Raw genomic sequence first — 17402 nt, forward strand, 5'->3', positions numbered from 1 at the left:
ATGACAATAACTCCACAACAACTGATCGCACTGCTACCGCTGCTGATCGTCGGCTTGACGGTGGTGGTTGTGATGCTCTCCATTGCGTGGCGACGCAATCATTTCCTTAATGCCACGCTGTCGGTTCTTGGTCTGAACGCTGCGCTGATCTCACTCTGGTTCGTGGGTCAGAACGGTGCGATGGACGTCACGCCGCTGATTCGCGTTGACGGCTACGCCATGCTCTATACCGGGCTGGTGCTGCTGGCAAGCCTGGCCACCTGTACCTTCGCGTACCCGTGGCTTGAGGGATACAAGGACAACAAAGAAGAGTTCTACCTGCTGGTGCTTATCGCCGCGCTGGGTGGCATTCTGCTGGCGGGCGCCAACCATCTGGCCGCGCTGTTCCTCGGTATTGAATTGATTTCGCTGCCGCTGTTCGGCCTTATCGGTTATGCCTTCCGCCAGAAGCGTTCGCTGGAAGCGAGTATCAAATACACCATTCTGTCCGCCGCAGCCTCTTCATTCCTGCTGTTCGGTATGGCGCTGGTGTATGCCAACTCGGGCAACCTGTCCTTCCTGGCGCTGGGTAAAAGCCTGGCAGACAACGCTCTGCACGAACCGCTGCTGCTGGCGGGTCTGGGCCTGATGATCGTCGGCCTCGGCTTTAAGCTGTCGCTGGTGCCGTTTCACCTGTGGACGCCAGACGTTTACCAGGGCGCGCCGGCGCCGGTATCTACCTTCCTGGCAACCGCCAGCAAGATTGCTATCTTCGGCGTGGTGATGCGTCTGTTCCTGTACATGCCGGTGGGCAACAGCGAAGCGGTACGCGTGGTGCTTGGCCTGATTGCCTTTGCCTCCATCATCTTCGGTAACCTGATGGCGCTGAGCCAGACCAATATCAAACGTCTGCTCGGCTACTCCTCCATCTCGCATCTTGGCTATCTGCTGGTGGCGCTGATTGCCCTGCAGAGCGGTGAAATGTCGATGGAAGCCGTGGGTGTCTATCTGGCCGGCTATCTGTTCAGCAGCCTCGGCGCGTTCGGCGTGGTGAGCCTGATGTCCAGCCCATACCGTGGTCCGGATGCCGATTCGCTGTACTCCTATCGCGGCCTGTTCTGGCACCGTCCGATTCTGTCGGCGGTCATGACGGTGATGATGCTGTCGCTGGCAGGTATCCCGATGACGCTGGGCTTTATCGGTAAATTCTACGTGCTGGCCGTCGGTGTGCATGCACACCTGTGGTGGCTGGTTGCCGCCGTGGTGATCGGTTCGGCGATTGGTCTGTACTACTACCTGCGCGTGGCGGTGAGTCTGTACCTGAGCGCGCCGGATAAACTGAATCGCGATGCGCCGTCGAACTGGCAGTACAGCGCGGGCGGTATCGTGGTGCTGATCTCCGCGCTGCTGGTCCTCGTGCTTGGCGTGTGGCCGCAGCCGCTGATTAGCATTGTGCAGCTGGCAACACCGCTGATGTAATCGCCGGGGCCGGGGTTGATACCGTTGGCCCTGTAACCCTGCCAGCCCGTTGTGAGACGGGCTGGCATTTTTTTTGCCTCGTTCCGCTGTTTTATCCCCTCCAGCCCGGCTAACTCAGGCTGTACGCCATAAAGTCTTCGGCCAGCAGCGTCCGGGGAAACACGTCCCGACACTCCGCCAGCAGGCGCAGACAGCCTTCCGCGTCATAGCGCGAACTAAAATGGGTAGCGATAAACATACTGACGCCGGCATCGCGGGCCAGCGCCGCTGCCTGCTGGCTCGACGAATGACCGCGGCTATTGGCTTTTTCCGCCATGGCCTGCTCCAGCGTCGTTTCATGAACCATCAGGTCAACGCCGCGCGCCAGCTCAAGCGCCGCCTCGCAGGGAGCCGTATCGCCAAAAATTGCCAGCGTTTTGCCGGGCGTCGCCGGGCCAAGATAGCGCTTCCCATCGATCGTCCGGCCATCTTCCAGCTCCACCGTCTCTCCCTGTTTCAGGCGCTGAAACAGCGGGCCCGGGCGGACGCCGTCGGCAATCAGACGCGCGGCATCAAGGGCGCCAGGGCGGGCGTGCTCTTCGATACGATAGCCGTAGCATTCCACCGGATGATTCAGCGGATACGCGCTGACCCGATAGCCTCCTTCATCAAAGACCAGACCGGGGCCCACTTCGACAATGGTGAGCGGATAATCGGTCCATGAACCGCTTAAGCGCAGCGCGGTTTCCACAAACTCCCTGAGCCCCGTCGGGCCGTACAGCGTCAGCGGCAGCGAGTTGCCCTGCATGGAGCGGCTGCACAGCAGGCCGGGGAGGCCGAACAGATGATCGCCGTGGAGGTGGGTAATAAAAATCTTATTCAGTTTTCCTGGGTGGTACGGGGTATGTAAAAACTGATGCTGGGTACCTTCTCCGCAGTCGAACAACCACATCTCCGCTGCCGTCGGCTGTTGCAAATTCAGCACGATAGACGTCATATTACGTGTACGGGTCGGCACGCCTGCGGATGTCCCCAAAAATGTCAATTCCATCGTCCAGTGTCCTCAGGGCGTGGGTGAAAAAACTCAAGTATACAGGAGCAGTCAATGATTACATGGCAGGATCTTCACCACGCAGAGCTGACCGTCCCGCAGCTGTACGCTTTGCTACAGCTGCGCTGCGCGGTATTTGTCGTCGAACAAACCTGCCCCTATCAGGATGTTGACGGTGATGACCTGATCGGTGAAAACCGCCATCTGCTCGGCTGGCGAGGGGATGAACTGGTGGCCTATGCGCGCATTTTGAAAAGCGACGATGATATTGAGCCGGTGGTGATTGGACGCGTCATTGTCAGCCCGGCGGTGCGCGGTGAAAAGCTGGGTTATCAGCTGATGGAGCAGGCGCTGGCCAGCTGTCGTCGTCACTGGCCGCACAAGGCTATCTATCTCGGCGCCCAGGCGCATCTGCAACGTTTTTACGCCAGCTTCGGTTTTCAACCGGTGACCGACGTTTACGATGAGGACGGTATTGCGCATATTGGTATGGCCCGCGAGGCGGTCACCGGTTAAACGCCGTTAGCGTAACTACGCAAAGAATCTATACTTTTTTTCCTTCAGTCTGCTCTGGCTGGCCGCCGCCGCATGCGGAAAGTCCTCTCCCTCATTATGGGTACTGCAATTTCACCCCAGTACCCCGTATAATCTGTGGTTTTTATTCTCTGGAGGTTTGCGTGCTGTCTGTTTCCACTGCGCTGGAACGCTTACGTGACTGCCTGTCTGACGATTTTCCGCCGTCGTCCGGTACGCGAATTTTCGATATTCCTTTCCCTCTTCATGACGCTTTTGACCCGCTTCTGTGGTGCGGTCATCAAGCGCAGTGGCCGCAGTTTTACTGGCAGCAGCGCAATGGCGATGAAGAGCTTGCCGCGCTCGGCGCGGTCAAAACCTTCCCGTCTTTGGCCGGGGCTCACGGCTTCCTGCAGCGCCAGGGGCTGGCGGATTTACGTATTTGCGGCCTGAATGCATTTAATCCGCAGGAAGGGAGACTCTTTCTGCCGCGGCTGGAGTGGCGTCGGGTCGGGGGGAGAGCCACCCTGCGCCTGTTGTTGAGTAGCGAGACCTCACTGCGCGAAGATGCCATCGCGGCCCGGGAATTTCTCCAGACGCTAACGCCTGACCAGGCGCAGCCCGCCGCTCTGCCGCCGGTGCTCAGCGAACACCATTCCCCGGACTATCCGCAATGGCATGCGTTGATTGAACAGGCAACTCAGGCGATTGCCGCAGGGGAGATGGATAAAGTGGTGCTGGCGCGGGCCACCGATGTCCAGTTTGCCGCGCCGCCGGATCCGCTGGCGATCGTGGCTGCCAGCCGGCGCAGTAACCACCGCTGTTTTCATTTTATGATGGCCTTTAACGCGCAGCGGACATTCTTTGGTTCAACGCCGGAGCGGCTTTGGCGCCGGCGCGGGACGCTGCTGCGCACCGAAGCGCTGGCCGGGACCGTTGCCAGCCATCCTGACGATCGCCAGGCGCAATTGTTGGCCGACTGGCTGATGAAAGATGATAAAAATCAGCGCGAGAATATGCTGGTGGTGGAGGATATCTGCCAGCGTATGCAGGATGAGGTCCGTTCGCTGGACGTCCTGCCGCCGCAGGTGGTGCGGTTGCGTAAAGTTCAGCATCTGCGCCGCTGCATCTGGGCTGAACTCTCTCAGCCTGACGATACCCGCTGCCTGCATCAGCTGCAGCCGACCGCCGCGGTCGCAGGATTACCGCGCCGGGCGGCGCTGGCATTTATTACCCGCCATGAACCTTTTACCCGGGAATGGTACGCCGGTTCCGCTGGCTACCTGTCGCTGGCGCAAAGCGAATTCTGCGTGGCCCTGCGTTCGGCGCAAGTCGAAAACGCCACGCTGAGGCTGTATGCCGGTGCCGGGATTGTCAGCGGTTCCGATCCTGAGCAGGAGTGGCAGGAGATAGAAAATAAGGCGGCGGGACTGCGTTCCTTGTTATTGACAAAAACGTAGATAAACGACGCATATCAATACTCCATTGCTTTGTATTACCTATACTTAGCCTCAATATTTGATACCGGACAATTTCATGTCAGTAAGCGCATTTAACCGACGCTGGGCGGCGGTGATCCTCGAAGCATTAACTCGCCACGGCGTGCAGCATATTTGCATTGCGCCGGGCTCGCGCTCGACACCTCTTACCCTGGCAGCGACGGAAAACCGCGCGTTTATTCCTCATACCCATTTCGATGAGCGCGGTCTCGGCCATCTGGCGCTGGGGCTGGCAAAAGCCAGCCGGCAGCCGGTGGCGGTGATTGTCACGTCCGGAACGGCGACGGCTAACCTCTATCCGGCCTTAATTGAGGCGGGACTGACCGGTGAAAAGCTGATACTTCTCACCGCCGATCGTCCCCCGGAGCTGATTGACTGCGGTGCGAACCAGGCTATCCGCCAGCCGGGCATGTTTGCTTCTCATCCCTCGCAGACGCTGTCGTTGCCGCGTCCGTCGCAGGATGTGCCCGCGCGCTGGCTGGTATCGACGATTGACCAGGCGCTGGGCGCTCTGCATTCCGGCGGTATCCATATCAACTGTCCGTTCGCCGAGCCGCTGTACGGCGAGATGGATGACACCGGCGTGGAGTGGCAGCAGCAGCTCGGCGCGTGGTGGCAAAGCGATAAACCCTGGCTGCGGCAGTCCCTGCATCTGGAAAGCGAAAAGCAGCGCGACTGGTTTTTCTGGCGACAGAAGCGGGGCGTTGTCGTCGCGGGTCGCATGAGCGCCGCTGAAGGTAAAAAAGTCGCCGGGTGGGCAAAAACGCTCGGCTGGCCGCTGATTGGCGACGTCCTTTCCCAGACCGGGCAGCCGCTGCCGTGCGCCGACCTGTGGCTGGCGAACGGCAAAGCGGTGAGCGAACTGCAGCAGGCGCAAATCGTTGTACAACTGGGCAGCAGCCTCACCGGTAAACGCGTGCTGCAGTGGCAGGCCACCTGTGAACCGGAAGAATACTGGGTCGTGGATAATCTCCCCGGTCGCCTCGACCCGGCTCATCACCGCGGTCGTCGGCTGGTCTGCCCGGTGGAACAGTGGCTGGATCTGCATCCGGCGGAAAGCCGACAGCCGTGGGCGACGACGATCCCGGAGCTGTCGCGGCAGGCCTGGCAGGCGGCGGCCGACCGCAGTGAGGCATTTGGCGAAGCCCAGCTGGCTCACCGGATTCACCGCTATCTTCCGGAACAGGGGCAGCTGTTTGTCGGTAACAGCCTGGTGGTTCGGTTAATTGATGCCCTGGCGCAGCTTCCGGCAGGATATCCGGTTTATAGCAACCGCGGCGCCAGCGGTATTGATGGCCTGCTGGCGACGGCGGCAGGGGTTCAGCGAGCCAGCGCCCGCCCGACGCTGGCGATCGTCGGCGATCTTTCCGCGCTCTACGATCTGAACTCGCTGGCGTTGCTGCGCCAGGCCTCTGCGCCGCTGGTGCTGATCGTGGTAAACAACAACGGCGGGCAGATCTTCTCTTTGCTGCCGACGCCGCAGGATCAACGGCGCCAGTTTTATCTGATGCCGCAGGATGTCAATTTCGGCCATGCGGCGGCGATGTTTGGCCTTCATTATCATCGCCCGGGCAACTGGGAGGCTCTGGAAGCGGCGCTGGCCGGCGCCTGGCGTCTTCCTGGCGCCACGCTGATTGAGCTGGTGGTGAATGAGACGGAAGGCACTCATACTCTGCAACAGCTGCTGGCGCAGGTCAGCCGGCTATGAGTCTGCACGCCCGGTGCGAAAAGGGGCAGTCGGGCTATCCCTGGCTGGTCTTTTTACACGGTTTTTCCGGCGACAGCCGGGAGTGGCAAACGGTGGGCGCCGCGTTCAGCGCTTATCCGCAGCTGTATATTGATCTGCCGGGCCACGGTGGTTCGCGCGATGTCAGGGTCAGCGGTTTTGCCGAGGTTAGCCTGCGGCTGGAGAAAACGCTGGCGCACTATCATGTTCGGGACTACTGGCTGATCGGCTATTCGCTGGGCGGGCGTATTGCGATGTTTTTTGCCAGTCAGCCGCGGTGCGGGCTGTGCGGACTGGTCGTAGAGGGCGGCCATCCCGGTCTCCAGGATGCGCATCAACGCCGGCAGCGCGCTTGTAGCGATGCTGCCTGGGCTGAGCGCTTTCGCCGCGAGCCGCTGGTTCAGGTTTTTGCCGACTGGTACCAGCAGCCGGTTTTCGCCGGTTTAAGTACGCAGCAGCGGGAAGCGCTTGTTGCGCTGCGCAGCCACAACAGCGGTGCCAGTCTGGCCGCGATGCTGGAGGCGACTTCCCTCGCCGTACAGCCCGACCTGCGTGCGCAACTCCGCGCCCGGCGCTACCCTTTTCACTATCTTTGCGGCGAGCGCGATGCGAAGTTTCGCGCCCTTGCGCGCGACGTCGCCGCAACGACACATATTATTCATCATGCCGGGCATAACGCGCATCGGGAAAATCCCGCGGCGGTGGTGTCATGTCTGGCCCAGTTTTTAGCGAGTTAACCAAAGGACATTCTATGATCTCTCTTGATGAAGCAATGCTCTACGCCCCCGTGGAATGGCACGATTGCTCCGAAGGCTATACCGACATTCGTTACCAGAAGTCGACGGACGGGATTGCTAAAATCACCATTAACCGGCCGCAGGTGCGCAATGCGTTCCGCCCGCTGACCGTGAAAGAGATGATTCAGGCGCTGTCCGATGCCCGATATGACGACAATATCGGCGTCATTATCCTCACCGGCGAAGGCGATAAAGCATTCTGCGCCGGCGGCGACCAGAAGGTACGCGGCGATTACGGCGGCTACCAGGATGATTCCGGCGTTCACCACCTGAACGTGCTCGATTTTCAGCGCCAAATCCGCACCTGCCCGAAACCGATCGTGGCGATGGTGGCGGGGTATTCCATCGGCGGCGGTCACGTTCTGCATATGATGTGCGATCTGACGATTGCCGCAGAAAATGCCATCTTCGGCCAGACCGGCCCGAAAGTCGGCTCATTTGACGGTGGCTGGGGCGCATCCTACATGGCGCGGATCGTCGGACAGAAAAAAGCGCGCGAAATCTGGTTCCTGTGCCGTCAGTACGATGCGCAGCAGGCGCTGGATATGGGGCTGGTCAACACCGTCGTCCCGCTGGCAGATCTGGAAAAAGAGACCGTGCGCTGGTGTCGAGAAATGCTGCAAAACAGCCCGATGGCGCTGCGCTGCCTGAAGGCGGCGCTGAATGCCGATTGTGATGGCCAGGCGGGGCTGCAGGAGCTGGCGGGGAATGCCACCATGCTGTTCTACATGACCGAAGAGGGGCAGGAAGGGCGTAACGCTTTCAACCAGAAACGTCAGCCGGACTTCAGCAAATTTAAACGGAATCCATAATGCGTCAGGCGCAGGTTTACCGCTGGCAGGTACCGATGGACGCGGGCGTGGTACTGCGCGAACGGCGGTTAAAAACTCGCGATGGGCTGTTCATCCACCTGCAGGACGGTGAACGTCAGGGATGGGGCGAAATTGCGCCTCTGCCGGGCTTTAGCGCGGAAACGCTGGAGGAGGCGCAGTGCGCGCTGGTGGCATGGGCGAAAGCCTGGCGGCAGGGCGAGAATCTGTCCGGGCCGTCTCACCCTTCCGTGGCCTTCGGCGTCAGCTGCGCGCTGGCGGAGCTGAACGATGAACTGCCGCTGGAGGCGGAGTATCGCGCGGTGCCGCTGTGCACCGGCGACCCGGACGAACTGTTTGCCAGGCTGGCGGCGCTGCCCGGTGAAAAGGTAGCGAAGGTCAAGATCGGGCTGTATGAAGCGGTGCGTGACGGCATGGTGGTTAACCTGCTGCTGGAAGCGATTCCCGATCTGCAGCTGCGTCTGGACGCCAACCGCGCCTGGACCCCGCTCAAAGCGCAGCAGTTTGCGAAATATGTCCATCCGCAGTACCGCGACCGTATCGCCTTCCTTGAGGAACCGTGTAAAACCCGCGACGACTCCCGGGCTTTTGCCCGGGAAACCGGCATTGCGATTGCCTGGGATGAAAGTCTGCGTGAGGCGGATTTTCGTTTTCAGGCGGAGCCGGGTTTGCGTGCGCTGGTGATCAAGCCGACGCTCACCGGTAGCCTGGACAAAGTACGGGAACAGGTCGCCGCGGCACACGCGCTGGGGTTGACGGCGGTGATCAGCTCATCGATCGAATCAAGCCTTGGACTGACGCAGCTGGCGCGGATTGCCGCCTGGCTGACGCCGCAGACCCTTCCCGGTCTGGATACCCTGGCATTGATGCGCGCGCAGCTGATTCGCCCCTGGCCTGACAGCCCGTTACCCTGCCTGAACAGTGATGAGCTGGAGCCGCTGCTGTGACCTTTAGCGACTGGCCATGGCGCCACTGGCGCCGGCTGCGCGGCGATGCGCCGGCGGTGCGTCTGAACGACGTTGTCCTGAACTGGCGACAGCTGTGCGCTGAAGTTGACGCGCTGGCCGCGGGCTTCCGCGCTCAAGGGGTCAATGAAGGGGAGGGCGTGCTGCTGCGGGCCTATAACCAGCCGTCGGCATTGCTGGCATGGCTGGCGCTGCTTCAGTGCGGCGCCCGGGTGCTTCCTCTGAATCCTCAGCTCCCGCCTTCGCTGCTGGCGGCAGTGTTACCCTCCCTCGATTTGCGTTATGCGCTGGCGCTGAACGGCGATCCGCTCGCCCTCGACTTTGCGCCGCTGGCGCTGCAACGCGCGGCGGGTGGCTTGACGCTACCCTGGTGCGAAGAACGCCTGGCGTCAATGACGCTCACCTCCGGCTCTACGGGGCTGCCGAAGGCTGCCGTGCACAGCTGTCGGGCGCATCTTGCCAGCGCTGAAGGCGTGCTGGCGATGATTCCGCTGGCGTCGGATGATGACTGGCTGCTGTCGTTGCCGCTGTTTCATGTTTCCGGCCAGGGTATTCTCTGGCGCTGGCTGCTGGCGGGCGCCCGCCTGACGGTAAGAGAAAGACAACCGCTGGAACAGGCGCTGCGAGGCTGTACGCATGCCTCGCTGGTGCCCACTCAGCTCTGGCGGTTGCTCAATAGTGAGGCTGATGTGTCGTTGAAGGCGGTGCTGTTGGGCGGGGCGGCGATTCCCGTCGCGTTGACCGAACAGGCGCGGGGCCGGGGGATTCGCTGCTGGTGCGGCTATGGTCTGACGGAGTTCGCCTCGACTGTATGCGGCAAAGAGGCGGATGGCGCACCGGACGTTGGCCAGCCGCTGCCGGGGCGCGCGCTGAAAATTGTTGAAGGCGAAGTCTGGCTGCGTGCCGACAGCATGGCGGCTGGCTACTGGCGCGATGGCGGGGTGCAGCCGCTGGTCAACGAACAGGGCTGGTTTGCCACTCGCGATCGCGGCGAGATCAGGGAGGGTAAACTGACTCTGCTTGGGCGGATGGATAACCTCTTTTTCAGCGGAGGGGAAGGTATTCAGCCTGAAGAGGTGGAGAGAGTACTCCTGGCTCATCCGCAGATTCAGCAGGCATTTATCGTGCCGTTAGACGATGCGGAGTTTGGTCAGCGTCCGGTGGCGGTGGTGGAGTGCGCTGTGCAGTGCGATGTCGCCGCGCTGGCGGTCTGGGCACAGGATAAGCTGGCACGTTTTCAGCAGCCGGTACGCTGGTTGACGTTACCTGATTCGTTGAAAACCGGCGGGATTAAAATCTCCCGCCGGGCATTACGTGACTGGGTTAATGCGTTGCCAGGCAGCCAGACCCGTTAACCGGGGTTGGCCTCGGCACGGCGCCGGCGTTGCTTACGCAGATAGCGTAGCAGCGGAGGAATAACGATCGCGGCGATGGCGAGGAACAATAATGTTTTGGTCACGCCGCTTCCCCACAAAATCGACAGATTGCCGTTGCTGATAGACAGCGCCCGGCGCAGGTTTTGCTCCAGCATCTCTCCGAGCACGAAACCTAAGATCAGCGGCGACATCGGGAAGTGCATTTTACGCAGAATGTACCCGAGCACTCCGAGTCCGACCATTAGCAGCAAATCGAAGGTCGTACTGTGGACCGCGTAGACGCCGACGGCAGAAACGGCGGCAATCGCCGGCACCAGGAACCACAGTGGGATCGTCAGCATCCGGGTAAACAGGCCGATCAGCGGGATGTTCATAATCAGGAGCATCACGTTGGCGATCAGCAGGGCGGCGATCAATCCCCAGACGATGTCCGGTTGTTCGGTAAACATGGCGGGGCCTGGCGTGATGTTGTACAGCGTCAGGGCTCCCATCATCACCGCCGTGGTGCCGGAACCGGGCACCCCGAGGGTCAGCATCGGGATGAACGAGCCGCAGGCGGAGGCGTTATTGGCCGCTTCCGGGGCGGCGACGCCGCGGATATCCCCTTTGCCGAAGCTGTCGCTGCTGCCGCTGAGCTTTTTCTCGGTCATATAGGTGATGGCGCTGGCAATGGTAGCCCCGGCGCCGGGCAGAATACCGACGAAGAAACCTACCACCGACGAGCGCAGCGTGGCGCCCACGCACTGACCGGCCTCTTTGGCGTTAAACAACATACGCCCGGTTTTCCGCACCAGCGTTTGCCCGCTGCTGGTGCTTTCCAGCATCAGCAGAATTTCAGAGACGCTAAACAGCCCTATGACGACGACGATAAACTGCACGCCATCCGAGAGGTGGATGCTGTCGAAGGTAAAGCGGTAGACCCCGGTATTGGCATCGACACCCACCGTCGCCAGACCTAAACCAATTAAGGCGGAGAGAAACGACTTCAGCGGGTTCTGCGCCATCATGCTGCCCAGGCAGGCAATGGCAAACACCATCAGGGCGAAATACTCTGCGGGACCGAATGCCAGCGACCACTGTGCCAGCACCGGTGCGAACAAAATAATGCCGCCAATCGCGATAAGCGATCCGACAAAAGAGCTGACCGCCGAAATCGATAAGGCCACCCCGCCGCGTCCCTGCTGGGCCATCGGATAACCGTCGAGAGCGGTCATAATGGCGGCGGCATCGCCGGGCACATTCAGTAAAATGGACGAGATGCGCCCGCCGTACTCGCAGCCGATATAGACCGTCGCCAGCAGAATCAGGGCAGATTCAGCAGGCAGATGCAGTGCGAACGCCAGCGGCAGCAGAATCGCCACGCCGTTAATTGGCCCGAGGCCGGGCAACAGGCCGACGATGGTGCCGACGAAGCAGCCAATCAGCGCAATCATCAGGTTCGTCGGCGTCATCGCCACGGCGAAGCCCTGCGAAAGATAAATCCAGGTATCCATAGACTTCTCCGTTAACTTAACCAGATGCCGAGCGGCAACGTGACATCGAGCAGGGTGTCAAAGGCGTACCACAGGGCCGCGCCCATCACCACCCCGGCCGCGGCGGTGGCAGGCAGCGTGGCGCCAAACAGCAGGCCAATGACGGCGGTCAGCAAGGCGGTGGCCAGCGGGAAACCAAGCCATTCAAATCCCCATGCATAGACCACCAGAACCACCACCATGGTTAACAAGCGTTGTAAAACTCGCTTCCCGGGCCACGTCACCGCGTCGGGGCGGCGTAATAACAGCAGGACCGAGCACAGCAGCATCAGGCCGATAATCCCCAGCGGGAACGGGCGAGGACCAACGGGTTCATAGGCGTACTCGCTGTGAATCTGCCAGGCAACGAACATCCCCCCCGTGCAGAGCAGCAGCCAGATACTGGCAAAAATACGATCGCTCATGGCAACCTCCGCAGATTATTTCGCCAGACCAAAGGCTTTGGCCTGTTCGCGATAGTCGTTGACCTGTTTCTTCACGTAGGCATCGAGCGCTTCGCCGCTCAGGTTGAACTCAAACAGGCCGCGCAGCTCGCGCTGTTTTTTGAACTCCTCGGTCTGTTGAAGCTTGTTGAACTCCTCGACCCACCACTGGTAGTCAGCATCGCTGACCTTCGGACCGACGTAAAAGCCGCGAATAATCGGCCAGACCAGATCGTAACCCTGCTCTTTAGCGGTCGGGACATTGGCCAGCGCACCGGGCAGCCGTTCACTGGAGAAGACCGCCAGCACGCGAATTTTGTTGCCTTGCAGATAGGGCACCATTTCGCTCAGATCGCCAGAGACCGCCTGAACATGGTTTCCCAATAGCGCGGTCACCGGTTCGCCGCCGCCCTCAAAAGCGACGTAGCGCATTTTATGCGGGTCAACATGGGCTTTTTGCGCCATCAGCGCGGCCTTCATCCAGTCCTGGCTGCCGATGGAGGCGCCGGCGCCGATGACGATGTTGGCGGGATCTTTTTCCATTGCGGCCATAAACGAAGGGAGGTCCTGCCACGGAGAGTCGGCTCGCACGGCAATCATCCCGTAATCGGTACCTACGCTGGCGAGCCAGCGGACATCATCGACGCCGTAGCGGCCAAATTTACCTTGCGATAAATTGAGTAACGAACCGCCGGAGAAGGCGACAACGGTGCCCGGCTCGCCCGGACGCTGTGCGACGATGGCGTTGTAGGCGACCGCGCCGACACCGCCGGGCATGTAGGTGACCCGCATCGGTTTAGCGATCGCCCCTGTTTCCATCAGGCTGACCTGAATCAGTTTGCAGGTCAGATCGAAGCCGCCGCCGGGCTTAGCCGGCGCAATACATTCGGTACGGGAAGGGGCTTCGGCGGCATACGCTGAGACGCTGCAGAGGCATAGCGCGAGTGCGCTAAGATGGCGAAGGAATGGTGTGTTCATGGGCTTCCTCAGTCGGGTACAGGGTTGGTTTATTCTGGTTATGTGGAACAATGTCGGACTGTTTGGTTGCGCAATTGTTAAATCAACAACCTTTCATTTCCCTTTCAGTCGCGGGATAACTTTACAGGATGTGATAGATCTCTCTTATTTCCCTCAGCGACAGGGAGGCATCAGCGGCGGGGTTATTTCCGGCGATGGGAAATGCGAAGCACGATAAAACGGGCCAGAACTGGCCCAGGGATTGAGCAGCATAAATCGCCGGTGGGATCAACTGAGCAGGCGCAGGAAAGTACCAGATTCAGCCGAATGTATTATGAATGAGGCTGAGCACTTATCTGCGATTTTTTATAAATACACGTTTTGTTCTGCGGATATCTTTCAGATATGAGTACAGGGAAAATACGGATACGGCCAGCAGTACGACGGCGAGAATTAAAAATAAAATATTAACCATGCTATTAGTCCATTGATAGTGTGGTGTTTTTTTTCATTTTCAGTATCGGGATATTTATCCGGTGAAAGTATGATCTTCATCAAATGTTATTCCCATTCATACAGTAATGAACGTAATTAGTACATTCTTATGATCTCTATAATATTGGGCGTTCTTATAATGTTATTTTGCGCTGAATGAATAATAAAGTCAGCGTATTTAATGATGATTTAAAGTTAATTTCGTCAGAATATGCATGAGAATAAACAGATGGCGAATTGGGTTTCCCGCAAGCGCGTTGACGGCTATCTGCGGGCTGAATAGCGGCAGACGGTGGGGAGAGCGATCGCCCTCTTTGTTCAGAGTGTTAAACCGCTTACAAATCAGCTGCGTCGATGTTGCATATTTGTTTCATTTTGTCATTCTCATCTTTTTGTTGCTCGTCGCGCTGTGATGGATGCTTGCGCCAATGGGTGACCACGGAACCAAAGTCAGTCCTGCCGATTGCCGTGCCGATAAACATGGAGATATCACCACAATGCGCCTTTTATTAGCTGAAGATAATCGTGAACTGGCCCACTGGCTGGAAAAAGCGCTGGTACAGGGCGGGTTTGCCGTCGACTGCGTCTTCGATGGTCGGGCGGCTGACCATCTGCTGCAAAGTGAAAAATACGCGCTGGCGGTGCTGGATATCGGGATGCCCGGTTTCGACGGACTGGAAGTGGTTCAGCGGCTGCGCAAACGCGGGCAGACGCTACCGGTACTGTTGCTGACGGCACGCAGCGCGGTAGCGGATCGGGTTAAAGGGTTGAACGTCGGCGCCGATGATTATCTGCCGAAGCCCTTTGAGCTTGAGGAACTGGACGCGCGGCTGCGGGCATTGCTACGGCGCAGCGAAGGTCAGGTGCATGAAGTACAGCAGCTGGGCGAGCTGGAGTATCGCGATGAGGGCTATTTTTTGTTGCGAGGACAGCGGTTGTCGCTAACCCCGCGCGAGCAGGCGCTATTGACGGTGCTGATGTTTCGTCGTTCCCGACCCGTCTCACGCCAGCAGCTGTTTGAGCAGGTCTTCAGTCTGAATGACGAAGTGAGTCCGGAAAGTATCGAACTCTATGTCCATCGGCTGCGGAAAAAGCTACAGGACAGCGACGTGCGGATTACCACGCTGCGTGGGCTCGGCTATGTGCTGGAGGGCGGTCATGAAGTGGGGTAAGCCGCAGTCGCTGTTTGCCCAACTGATGCTGTTTCTCGGGCTGCCGCTGGTGCTGCTGTGGGGACTGTCGGCATTCAACAGCTATGTGAGCGCGCTCCAGGCGGCGACGCAGGCCTATGACCGGACGCTGCTCTCCTCGGCCCGCACCGTGGCGGAACGGCTGGTGGTGCGCGAGGGGCGGCTGGAGGTCAACGTGCCCTGGGTCGTGCTGGATAGTTTTGAGCTCAACATGAACGACCGCCTGTATTACAAGGTGGTGGACCCGAACGGGAAGGTGATTTCAGGTTTTGATGATTTGCCCGCCATGCCGCCGGCAACCTCGCGCACGACGCTCTATCCGGCGCTGGCATGGTTTTACCACACCGAATATCGTGGCCAGGCCATTCGCGTGGCGCGCCTGCTGCAGCCGATCAACGAAGGGGGCATTCTCGGGATGGCGGAAATCTATATCGCTGAGACCCTGCAGTCGCGGCGCTGGCTTGCCGGGCAGCTGCTGTTCTCTTCCTGGGTATCGCAGGGGCTGCTGGTGCTGCTGACGCTGGTGCTGACCGGCTGGCTGCTGCGGCGCGTGCTGCGCCCGATGCGCCAGCTCTCGGCGCTGATGGTCCGGCGCGAACCCGGCCTGCTGACGCCGCTGCCGGAACTGCTGCCGTGGTCAGAAACCCGGCTGCTGATAGTGGCATTTAACCGCTATATTGACCGGCTGCGAGTGATGATTTCACGGCAGGAGCGCTTTAGCGCCGACGCCTCCCATCAGCTCAAGACGCCGCTGGCGGTTTTAAAGACTCAGGCCTCCGTCGCGCTGGCCAGCGATGACCCGCAGCTGTGGCGTGAAAGTCTGCAGGCCATGCGTACCACGCTCGATGGGACGATTATGTTGACCGAACGTCTGCTGCAGCTGGCGAGCGTTAAAGGTAAAGAGCAGGGGGAGCGGGCCTTCCTGGCCGTCGATCTTCAGGACATCGTGCAAAACAGCTGCTTTTCGCGGATTACCCAGGCGCGCAGTAAAAATATCGACCTCGGTTATGAGGGCGAACGGTCCGCGGTCATGATCGCCGGCGACGGCGTCCTGCTGGCTGAGCTGTGCGCCAATCTGTTGGATAACGCAATTCGCTACACGCCGGCAAACGGAACGGTGACGCTGAGCCTGCGTCGCGATGGAGAAGGCGTCGTCATGGAGGTCGAAGACAGTGGCCCGGGTATTGAGGATGACCAGATTCAGCAGGCGCTGCTGCCATTTCAGCGCCTGGAAAATGTCGGGGATAACCCCGGTGCGGGTCTCGGGCTGGCGCTGGTGACGGATATTGCCCGACTGCATCGCAGTCACCCGCAGCTGCTGCGCAGCGAAACGCTGGGCGGCCTGAAAGTCAGACTGCGTTTTCTGGCCGCGGCGCCGGGTCGCTCAGAGCAGGCCTTTCAGGGTTAATGTTTTGCGGGTCGCGACGTTCAGATCGTAGCGGTGCAAATCTTGCGGTTTCACCCAGGCATACGCCTGAAACTCGTCGTTGAGGGTGATTTCGCGATTGGCGCTGAGGCAGTCAAAAATCAGGTAAATCATATATATCTCTTCCTGACGGCCGTCGGCATAGGTTTTGACCCGAATATCATCGCTGAAGGTCCACGGCGTAATCTGCGTCAGCTGCAACGCCTCGCCAAGCTCCTCACTAACTTCCCGACGTAGCGCCTCTTCAATACGTTCGCCCGGTTCAACGCCGCCGCCGGAAAGTGCCCACTGCCCGGGAAAAACGCCGCGATCGTCAGCCATTTTGCAGAGCAGATAGTGGCCCTCATTCTGAATCAGCGGGCAGACGATGGTCCTTTGGCGCATGGTGATCTCCTTGACTAAACGGTAGGAAAAAGGTGTTGGAGCACCAGTTTGCGAGCCGTCTCGCTAAACCGCAAGCTGCATTGTCCGTATTTAGCCGCCGCTATCCGTAGCAACTGGTTACAATCACGAGAGTAAAGGTCATTTTAGTGCATTGATTCCTCAGCGTTCGGCAGTACAATTCTGCGGTTTTTGGGACTTTTTTGATTCTTGTTTTCTGGATAGAGTAAAAATGAAAAAGAGCATTTTATTAGGTCTTGCCGGCATGATGTTCGTCTCTACGGCGGCAAATGCCATCAGCGTAACCGGGCAGGCTGGTGAGCACTACACCAACCTTGGCGTCGGTTTCGGGACTGAGTCATCTGGTCTGGCAGTGACCGGCAACTGGATGCACAGCGACAATGACGGCGACGCGGCGGGTTTAGGTCTTGGTCTGAATATTCCGCTGGGGCCATTCCTCGCGACGGTTGGCGGCAAGGGCGTTTACACCAACCCGAAGAGCGGCGATGAAGGGTATGCGGCGGCCGTCGGCGGCGGCCTGCAGTGGAAAATTGGCGACAGCTTCCGTCTGTTCGGCGAATACTATTATTCCCCGGATTCACTCTCCAGCGGTATTCAGAGCTATCAGGAAGCCAACGCCGGTGCGAGCTGGACGATTATGCGTCCTCTGAGCATCGAAGCCGGTTATCGTTATCTGAACCTCGAAGGGAAAGACGGCAACAAAGACAGCACGATTGCAGACGGCCCGTACCTCGGCGTCAGCGCCAGCTTCTAATCCCGCAACGGCGCGAACCTTTCCCGCGCC

General features: G+C 59.4%; 18 protein-coding genes. 11 read left to right on the forward strand and 7 right to left on the reverse strand.

The window, feature by feature from the left end; translation table 11 throughout:
• Positions 1-1458 carry an NADH-quinone oxidoreductase subunit NuoN gene (gene nuoN, locus AC007G_RS09070; RefSeq protein WP_004865083.1) on the forward strand — a complete coding sequence of 486 codons (1458 nt, stop codon included), beginning with the start codon at positions 1-3 and terminating at the stop codon, positions 1456-1458.
• Between the two features lie 109 nt (positions 1459-1567).
• Here nuoN and rnz read toward each other — a convergent pair whose 3' ends face one another.
• A complete protein-coding gene (gene rnz, locus AC007G_RS09075; protein WP_032699078.1) occupies positions 1568-2488 on the reverse strand; it encodes a ribonuclease Z in 921 nt (306 codons plus the stop codon).
• A 54-nt stretch (positions 2489-2542) separates the two neighbouring features.
• Here rnz and AC007G_RS09080 point away from each other — a divergent pair, with 54 nt between their 5' ends.
• The 7 genes from AC007G_RS09080 (at position 2543) to menE (ending at position 10173) form a co-directional block, all read left to right on the forward strand.
• On the forward strand, positions 2543-3004 hold the full coding sequence (locus tag AC007G_RS09080; RefSeq protein WP_004865081.1) for a GNAT family N-acetyltransferase: 462 nt from the start codon (positions 2543-2545) through the stop codon (positions 3002-3004).
• A gap of 161 nt (positions 3005-3165) precedes the next feature.
• Entirely contained in the window at positions 3166-4461 is a 1296-nt protein-coding gene (gene menF / locus AC007G_RS09085; RefSeq protein ID WP_032686653.1) for an isochorismate synthase MenF, read from the forward strand.
• Positions 4462-4537: 76 nt separating this feature from the next.
• Positions 4538-6208 carry a 2-succinyl-5-enolpyruvyl-6-hydroxy-3-cyclohexene-1-carboxylic-acid synthase gene (gene menD / locus AC007G_RS09090; protein ID WP_064384706.1) on the forward strand — a complete coding sequence of 557 codons (1671 nt, stop codon included), beginning with the start codon at positions 4538-4540 and terminating at the stop codon, positions 6206-6208.
• Positions 6205-6963, forward strand: a complete 759-nt coding sequence (menH, locus tag AC007G_RS09095) for a 2-succinyl-6-hydroxy-2,4-cyclohexadiene-1-carboxylate synthase (RefSeq protein ID WP_004865078.1) — start codon at positions 6205-6207, stop codon at positions 6961-6963. The genes menD and menH overlap by 4 nt, the downstream gene beginning before the upstream one ends.
• Positions 6964-6977: 14 nt before the next feature.
• Positions 6978-7835: a 1,4-dihydroxy-2-naphthoyl-CoA synthase gene (menB, locus tag AC007G_RS09100; RefSeq protein WP_032686654.1), complete on the forward strand. Its 858-nt coding sequence runs from the start codon at positions 6978-6980 to the stop codon at positions 7833-7835.
• The gene (menC, locus tag AC007G_RS09105) at positions 7835-8800 is read left to right on the forward strand and encodes an o-succinylbenzoate synthase (RefSeq protein WP_004865075.1); all 966 of its coding nucleotides are present in this window, start codon (positions 7835-7837) and stop codon (positions 8798-8800) included. The genes menB and menC overlap by 1 nt, the downstream gene beginning before the upstream one ends.
• A complete protein-coding gene (gene menE / locus AC007G_RS09110; protein ID WP_142630017.1) occupies positions 8797-10173 on the forward strand; it encodes an o-succinylbenzoate--CoA ligase in 1377 nt (458 codons plus the stop codon). Before menC ends, menE begins: the two co-directional genes overlap by 4 nt.
• Here the strand turns inward: menE and AC007G_RS09115 are convergent.
• The 5 genes from AC007G_RS09115 to AC007G_RS09135 all read right to left on the reverse strand — a co-directional run bounded on the left by AC007G_RS09115 (position 10170) and on the right by AC007G_RS09135 (position 14082).
• Positions 10170-11687, reverse strand: coding sequence for a tripartite tricarboxylate transporter permease (locus tag AC007G_RS09115; RefSeq protein ID WP_004865073.1), 1518 nt, complete (start codon positions 11685-11687; stop codon positions 10170-10172). The genes menE and AC007G_RS09115 overlap by 4 nt on opposite strands.
• An 11-nt stretch (positions 11688-11698) precedes the next feature.
• Entirely contained in the window at positions 11699-12130 is a 432-nt protein-coding gene (locus tag AC007G_RS09120) for a tripartite tricarboxylate transporter TctB family protein (RefSeq protein WP_032695468.1), read from the reverse strand.
• 15 nt (positions 12131-12145) lie between these two features.
• The gene (locus AC007G_RS09125) at positions 12146-13126 is read right to left on the reverse strand and encodes a Bug family tripartite tricarboxylate transporter substrate binding protein (protein ID WP_004865070.1); all 981 of its coding nucleotides are present in this window, start codon (positions 13124-13126) and stop codon (positions 12146-12148) included.
• A 331-nt stretch (positions 13127-13457) separates the two neighbouring features.
• Positions 13458-13580, reverse strand: a complete 123-nt coding sequence (locus AC007G_RS09130) for a small membrane protein (protein WP_139155981.1) — start codon at positions 13578-13580, stop codon at positions 13458-13460.
• A 355-nt stretch (positions 13581-13935) separates the two neighbouring features.
• Positions 13936-14082 (reverse strand): hypothetical protein, encoded by a 147-nt coding sequence (locus tag AC007G_RS09135; RefSeq protein ID WP_155117247.1) that lies wholly within the window; start codon positions 14080-14082, stop codon positions 13936-13938.
• A 15-nt stretch (positions 14083-14097) separates the two neighbouring features.
• Here AC007G_RS09135 and tctD point away from each other — a divergent pair, with 15 nt between their 5' ends.
• The gene (gene tctD, locus AC007G_RS09140) at positions 14098-14772 is read left to right on the forward strand and encodes a transcriptional regulator TctD (protein ID WP_004864917.1); all 675 of its coding nucleotides are present in this window, start codon (positions 14098-14100) and stop codon (positions 14770-14772) included.
• Entirely contained in the window at positions 14759-16198 is a 1440-nt protein-coding gene (locus AC007G_RS09145; RefSeq protein ID WP_142630016.1) for a sensor histidine kinase, read from the forward strand. The genes tctD and AC007G_RS09145 overlap by 14 nt, the downstream gene beginning before the upstream one ends.
• Here the strand turns inward: AC007G_RS09145 and nudI are convergent.
• Positions 16175-16600: a nucleoside triphosphatase NudI gene (nudI, locus tag AC007G_RS09150; RefSeq protein WP_004864913.1), complete on the reverse strand. Its 426-nt coding sequence runs from the start codon at positions 16598-16600 to the stop codon at positions 16175-16177. The genes AC007G_RS09145 and nudI overlap by 24 nt on opposite strands.
• A 229-nt stretch (positions 16601-16829) precedes the next feature.
• On the opposite strand from nudI, the gene AC007G_RS09155 reads away from it, so the two are divergent.
• The gene (locus AC007G_RS09155; protein WP_004864911.1) at positions 16830-17372 is read left to right on the forward strand and encodes a YfaZ family outer membrane protein; all 543 of its coding nucleotides are present in this window, start codon (positions 16830-16832) and stop codon (positions 17370-17372) included.
• Positions 17373-17402: the final 30 nt, after the last annotated feature.

The organism is Klebsiella sp. CSG-1, from assembly GCF_056521145.1.

What these genes read in the sequence shown, in the direction of transcription:
- AC007G_RS09120 (WP_032695468.1), bottom strand. Translation starts at nt 12,130, where the DNA reads ATGAGCGATCGTATTTTTGCCAGTATCTGGCTGCTGCTCTGCACGGGG.
- AC007G_RS09135 (WP_155117247.1), bottom strand. Translation starts at nt 14,082, where the DNA reads ATGTTTATCGGCACGGCAATCGGCAGGACTGACTTTGGTTCCGTGGTC.
- menH (WP_004865078.1), top strand. Translation starts at nt 6,205, where the DNA reads ATGAGTCTGCACGCCCGGTGCGAAAAGGGGCAGTCGGGCTATCCCTGG.
- AC007G_RS09125 (WP_004865070.1), bottom strand. Translation starts at nt 13,126, where the DNA reads ATGAACACACCATTCCTTCGCCATCTTAGCGCACTCGCGCTATGCCTC.
- nuoN (WP_004865083.1), top strand. Translation starts at nt 1, where the DNA reads ATGACAATAACTCCACAACAACTGATCGCACTGCTACCGCTGCTGATC.
- menC (WP_004865075.1), top strand. Translation starts at nt 7,835, where the DNA reads ATGCGTCAGGCGCAGGTTTACCGCTGGCAGGTACCGATGGACGCGGGC.
- AC007G_RS09155 (WP_004864911.1), top strand. Translation starts at nt 16,830, where the DNA reads ATGAAAAAGAGCATTTTATTAGGTCTTGCCGGCATGATGTTCGTCTCT.
- AC007G_RS09145 (WP_142630016.1), top strand. Translation starts at nt 14,759, where the DNA reads ATGAAGTGGGGTAAGCCGCAGTCGCTGTTTGCCCAACTGATGCTGTTT.
- nudI (WP_004864913.1), bottom strand. Translation starts at nt 16,600, where the DNA reads ATGCGCCAAAGGACCATCGTCTGCCCGCTGATTCAGAATGAGGGCCAC.
- rnz (WP_032699078.1), bottom strand. Translation starts at nt 2,488, where the DNA reads ATGGAATTGACATTTTTGGGGACATCCGCAGGCGTGCCGACCCGTACA.
- AC007G_RS09130 (WP_139155981.1), bottom strand. Translation starts at nt 13,580, where the DNA reads ATGGTTAATATTTTATTTTTAATTCTCGCCGTCGTACTGCTGGCCGTA.
- menD (WP_064384706.1), top strand. Translation starts at nt 4,538, where the DNA reads ATGTCAGTAAGCGCATTTAACCGACGCTGGGCGGCGGTGATCCTCGAA.
- AC007G_RS09115 (WP_004865073.1), bottom strand. Translation starts at nt 11,687, where the DNA reads ATGGATACCTGGATTTATCTTTCGCAGGGCTTCGCCGTGGCGATGACG.
- AC007G_RS09080 (WP_004865081.1), top strand. Translation starts at nt 2,543, where the DNA reads ATGATTACATGGCAGGATCTTCACCACGCAGAGCTGACCGTCCCGCAG.
- tctD (WP_004864917.1), top strand. Translation starts at nt 14,098, where the DNA reads ATGCGCCTTTTATTAGCTGAAGATAATCGTGAACTGGCCCACTGGCTG.
- menB (WP_032686654.1), top strand. Translation starts at nt 6,978, where the DNA reads ATGATCTCTCTTGATGAAGCAATGCTCTACGCCCCCGTGGAATGGCAC.